This is a genomic window from Pseudomonas sp. PS02290 (assembly GCF_029960075.1).
Taxonomy (GTDB): Bacteria; Pseudomonadota; Gammaproteobacteria; order Pseudomonadales; family Pseudomonadaceae; genus Aquipseudomonas.
Window position 1 is genome coordinate 1 of sequence record NZ_JASCOY010000174.1, and the last position, 5,385, is coordinate 5,385.

The 5,385-nt window shown below is 61.4% G+C and carries 5 protein-coding genes; 2 read left to right on the forward strand and 3 right to left on the reverse strand.

Annotated elements, in window-relative coordinates; translation table 11 throughout:
• Positions 1–338 precede the first annotated feature (338 nt).
• Entirely contained in the window at positions 339–1,739 is a 1,401-nt protein-coding gene (locus tag QMX88_RS28635; RefSeq protein ID WP_282373620.1) for an LLM class flavin-dependent oxidoreductase, read from the reverse strand.
• Between the two features lie 325 nt (positions 1,740–2,064).
• Between QMX88_RS28635 and QMX88_RS28640 the strand changes: the two genes are divergently transcribed.
• The gene (locus QMX88_RS28640) at positions 2,065–2,796 is read left to right on the forward strand and encodes a class I SAM-dependent methyltransferase (RefSeq protein ID WP_282373614.1); all 732 of its coding nucleotides are present in this window, start codon (positions 2,065–2,067) and stop codon (positions 2,794–2,796) included.
• A gap of 199 nt (positions 2,797–2,995) precedes the next feature.
• Here the strand turns inward: QMX88_RS28640 and QMX88_RS28645 are convergent, their stop codons facing one another.
• A complete protein-coding gene (locus QMX88_RS28645; RefSeq protein ID WP_282373615.1) occupies positions 2,996–4,258 on the reverse strand; it encodes a type II toxin-antitoxin system HipA family toxin in 1,263 nt (420 codons plus the stop codon).
• A complete protein-coding gene (locus QMX88_RS28650; protein WP_282373617.1) occupies positions 4,251–4,565 on the reverse strand; it encodes a helix-turn-helix domain-containing protein in 315 nt (104 codons plus the stop codon). Before QMX88_RS28650 ends, QMX88_RS28645 begins: the two co-directional genes overlap by 8 nt.
• 291 nt (positions 4,566–4,856) lie before the next feature.
• Between QMX88_RS28650 and QMX88_RS28655 the strand changes: the two genes are divergently transcribed.
• The coding region (locus tag QMX88_RS28655) for an efflux RND transporter periplasmic adaptor subunit (RefSeq protein ID WP_282373618.1) at positions 4,857–5,385 on the forward strand (529 nt) is incomplete at its 3' end.

The window sequence follows — 5,385 nt, forward strand, 5'->3', positions numbered from 1 at the left end:
CCGTGGGCCCGCCGCCATCCGCCATCCATGGCGGGGGGCGGCTCTCGCGGCATCCATGCCGCTCGGCCCACTCCGCGAAACCTGCGTTCAGCCTGCACCCAAGTCGCGATTGGCGGTGTCTGGACCTTTTGTGTTTGAAGATCAAGATCAAGAGCAGATCAACGGCTTCCCGGCTGAAGCCGGTCCCACTGACTGTACGCGTGCTTTTGTAGGACTGGCTTTAGCCAGGAAGAGGCCAGTTCAGGCGCCGGTATTTTTCGGGACGCAGCGCTGCTTTTGTGGGAGCGAGCTTGCTCGCGAATGCGGTATCCGATTCACTCGGGTCGCGCATGGAACGGTCACCCCGGAAACCGCAACGGCTTCGCCGGGTGACTCAATGCGGCCGGGTCGCGGTAGCGGGCGCCGAAGTGGTCGTTGGGCAGGCGTGACTGCCCCGCGCCGAAGAGGCGTTCGCGCAGGGTTTCGCCTTCGGTGTAGGACTCACGGAAACGACCCCGGCGGCGCAATTCCGGGATGACCAGTTCGATGAAGTCGCGGGCCGTTTCAAAGGACAGGTACTGGCGCAAGTTGATGCCGTCGATGCCATCGACGTCGAGCCATTTTTCGATTTCGTCAGCGACCACCGTCGGTGTGCCAGCCACAAAGAAGCGTTCGCGGTTGAAACCTTCCAGCTGACCGAGTACGTCACCCACCCGCAGGTGGGGTTTGAAGCGGGATAGGCTTTGCCAGCCTTTGACCTCGCGTTCGATCAGCTCGCTGATCAGCGTGTCGCGCGGGTACGCGGTGAGGTCCACTGCCATTTGTGCATGGGCCAGTGACGCCTCGACGCTCATTAATTTGCGGTAGTCGTCGAGCTTCTGGCTGACCTCCGCATCGGTGCGGCCCACGATTACGCCGGCCATGACGATGAATTTCAGGCCGGCGGGATCACGCTCGTGAGCAAGGGCTTTTTGGCGCATGGCCTCGATATTCCCGCGCACCGCCGCCGTGTCCATGCCGCCGGTGAACACCACTTCAGCATGCCGCCCGGCGAACTCCATGCCTGCTGGCGAACCGGTGGCCTGGTACAGCACCGGTGTGCGCTGTCGCGACGGCTGACAGAGATGCGGGCCGGCGACTTTGAAATGCTCCCCGACGTGATCGATGTAGCGCACTTTGCTCGGGTCGGTGTAGATCCGCCGCTCACGGTCCTGGATCACCGAGTCGTCGTCCCAGGAGCCCTCCCAGAGTTTGTACAGCACGTCCAGGTACTCGTCGGCGATCTCGTAGCGGTGGTCGTGAACCACTTCCGTGTCGTGGCCGAAGTTGCGCGCGGCATTGGGCAGGTAGGAGGTGACGATGTTCCAGCCCACCCGCCCCTTGGTCAGATGGTCGAGGGTGCTCATGCGCCGGGCGAAGGCGAATGGCGGCTCGTAGGTGGTGGAAAACGTCGCACCGAATCCGAGGTTTTTGGTCACGGCGGCCATGGCCGGAATCACCAGCAGCGGGTCGTTGCTGGGGATCTGCATGGCTTCGCGCAACGCCGTTTCCGGACCGTCACGAAACGCATCGTACGTGCCGATCACGTCCGCCAGAAACACCCCGTCGAAGGTGCCGTATTCCAGCAACTGAGCGAGCTCCGTCCAGTAGTCCAGATCATTGAAGCGGTGCCGGTTGTTGTCCGGGTGCACCCATAAACCGTGGACGATGTGGCTGACGCAGTTCATTTCGAACAGATTGACATGCAGTTGCTTGGGCACTGCGCTGACTCCTTTATTCATACGCTGCTCATCCGGCGCTTGCCTCGTTTTGCGGACCTTTGATACCGCGTGTTCCCTGTGTGCAATGCAGCGAACATGCCACGGCTGATCTGCGGGTGAGGCCTTGGAAAAAGGTCATTTAATACCGGGCCATAACGGCGCCGGACATGCGAGTCTGTCTGCCCAGCCACAGACTGTTTAACCGCTGTTGAATAGTCGTTCCCGGCTAGAGTGGAAAAATCGGCCGGACGTGACGGTGTATCAGGGGGATGGCGTCGACGGCTGCCGGCGTGTTGAATGTGGGCAATGGACAGGTGAGAAAAATATGGCGCAGAACATCTACGACAACCCGGATTTCTTTGAGGGCTACAGCCAGCTGTCTCGCTCCATCGACGGCTTGGCCGGCGCGCCGGAATGGCCGGCATTACGCGCGCTGCTCCCTGATCTGCAAGGCCACGACGTGCTGGATCTGGGCTGCGGCTACGGCTGGTTTTCGCGCTGGGCAGCCGAGCACGGTGCACGCAGCGTGCTCGGACTGGACCTCTCGGAAATGATGCTGCAGCGGGCCATTGAAGCAGGCCACCATGAACGCATCAGTTACCGGCGGGAAGACCTGGAGCATGTGCAGCTCCCATTGGCGCGTTTCAGCCTGGCGTTCAGCTCGCTGGCGTTTCATTACATCGTTGACCTGAGTGCGTTGCTGCGCAGCATCCATGACGCATTGATCCCCGGTGGCCGTCTGGTGTTTTCCATCGAGCACCCGGTGTTCATGGCGTCCTTGCAGCCGCAGTGGGTCGTCGACTCCCAGGGCCGCAAAGTCTGGCCGGTGGATCATTACCAGGCGGAAGGCCCGCGAAGCACCGACTGGCTGAGTCCCGGGGTCATCAAACAACACCGCACAATGGGCACGCTGCTCAATCTGCTCATCGCCAGCGGATTTACCCTCAACCATGTCAACGAATGGGGACCTTCGGCCCAGGACCTCATCGACCGCCCCGCCATGGCTGACGAAATTCACCGGCCGATGATGCTGATTGTGGCGGCCACGCGCTCGTGATCGGCTTTTAAAGGGGCTACCTGGCAGGACCGACTTATGCCGGGAATTCACTGGTCACGCTGCGAACGTGAGGGTGTTCATGCCGGCCTCTTCCCGGCTGAAGCCGGTCCCACTAAAAGCACCGCGTGTCCCGGCAGGAACGGCTTCAGCCGGGAAAGCGTCAGACTTCACACCGGACAGCTGATGTCGAGTGGACTATTTATCCGCGCAATAACGCGACGTTTTCATCAATCCGTGCCTGAAGCATCGCCAGGGTTTCCGGCGTGATAAGCCCCGGGCTGGTCTGTTCGGCGATCGCGGCGAACTGAGTCGCCACATCACAAATCCCGTCAATCATCCCGCCCGCTTTCTCCGCTGACACCTCGGCCTCATCGGCAAGCCGGAGCATCACCTTTCGATCAATCGACAGCGCCTCACCCAGCACGTCCATCTGGTGATATCCCCCCGGCCCCTCGCAAAAGGTCACGTCGTAGGCCGGCGCCAGGGTCCAGGTGCCGGACGCCGACATGAGGTAGGCAAAATTCTTCGGATGATCGTCGCGGTTGTTGAACGCGACATTGAACACGGCACGCTCGAAGGCGATGGCTTTCTCGCGGACGTCGTTGGTGCAGAGTTGCGTCGCGCGCAGGAAGTTGACGTAGTCCAGCGATCCCGGCGAGGTGTAGTCCGCGCCGGTGAACGCGGCGAGGCTTTGCATCGGCACTCGCTTGCCCTGGATCCGGTCGAAGCGTCGGCTGGCGAACGCCGCCAGGCCATTGGGCAAGATGAAATGCTGAGTGTCAGGCGTCTTGATGCCACACAGACGCAGGCAGTGGGCATAGACCATCTCGATAGCGCAGACCTCGGCGTGTTCGCCTTTGGCCGGAAACTTGATCAGCCAGGCTTCGAAACCCGGTGTTGCGGCGGTGGTGAAGGCGCCTGTTTCGGGATCGCGGTAGACCAGCGCCTTGGGTCGCGCCCCCTGGGGCGAGCCGCCGACCCGCATCAGCGTGTGCAGGAATTCTCCGCCGTCACCCTGGACCACTTCCTGAATCTCGGCGGCCAGCAACTCGATAGGCACATGGGCCTGGGGCTCCAGTCCCTCGGGCGCGACAGGCTCGAACGACATTGCACCCATGGCCGTATTCCCGATGTAGGCCAGCCGCTCCAGCGGTCCGATGCGCGCCGCATTGAGCTGACGACGCCTGAACAAGCGGTCCATCAGCAGCATCCCCCAACCATCCGGCAACGCGTCATAGACCGGCCCCGGCAGACCGAGTTGGTGGGCGGCGAAGCCACGGCGCAGGCGCGGACCCTCCAGCGGCAGCGTGTAACCCGACAGTTCCAGGCCCCTGGAGCGGGCCTCGTCGCTGTACTCGAAAACAATCTGCGGACGCCCGGCGATGGCCGTGGTCGACACTAATGTGCCCCACAGCCAGCGCTCGTCCCAGCCGTTGTAATACACATCGACCTGCTCAAGCATCGCCCGACTTCCTTATACGTTGGCGCTCGGCAGCGGCCTCGTAGCGGCGAATGTCATCCAGGCTGTCGAGCCTGGGCATGAACAGCCCTTCCAGCTCCTTGGTTCGGCCGAGGACCATGGCCACGCGCACCAGATTTTCGAAGCTGATATTGCGCCCGGCTTCGAGATTTGAAACGGTATTGACGCCTACGCCGGCGCGGCTGGCGACGTCGGCCTGGGTCATCTGCAGCGCAAGGCGCTCGGCGCGTAACCGGGCGCAGAGGCGATCGACGATTTCATCGGGCTTGCTGAAGCTTAAATCCAACATGAGCGTGAGTGGCCTGTGTGCCTGTGACGCGAGCAAGTATGAGTCAGACCACCCTCAAGCTCAACCTACATAAATCCATTTTAATGGGACTTATCTTCGTTTGACGCACATAAGACCCAAGATAATGGATTTATCTTAAAGCGCATCAGGACGGTGCGACGAATCGATTGCAGACCTTTTATCACGCCGAACATCATTACGACTGATAGTTACCTTCGCGTCATTCGATTCGTGCAATAACACCCCCGAGAACATCATCCGCCCATCTCAATAACATCGGCGGATTCTCCCATGCTTCAGTCTTTAACTCCTTTGCGCTATCCCCTCGCCGCGTTGACCCTTGTGGTCATCAGCGCGTGCGGCCGGACGCCTGAAGCGACCGTTGCGCCGGCGGCGGCGAAAGTCAACGTGGCCAAGGTGATCGAGCAACCGGTCAACGAGTGGGACGAAGTCACCGCCCGCCTCGAATCGCCGGAAACCGTTCAGGTGCGCCCGCGTGTTTCAGGCCAGATCGATTCGGTGGCTTTCACTGACGGCGAGCTGGTGAAAAAAGGCGACCTGCTGTTCCAGATCGACCCGCGCCCGTTCGAAGCGGAAGTGCATCGTCTGGAAGCGCAACTGCAGCAGTCCAAGGCTGCTGCCCAGCGCAGCACCAATGAAGCCCAGCGTGGCGAACGCCTGCGCACCAACAATGCGATCTCCGCCGAACTCGCCGATTCGCGCACCACCACCGCCCAGGAATCCAAAGCGGCCGTTGCCGCCATCCAGGCACAGCTTGATCTGGCGCGCCTGAACCTGAGCTTCACCCGCGTCACTGCGC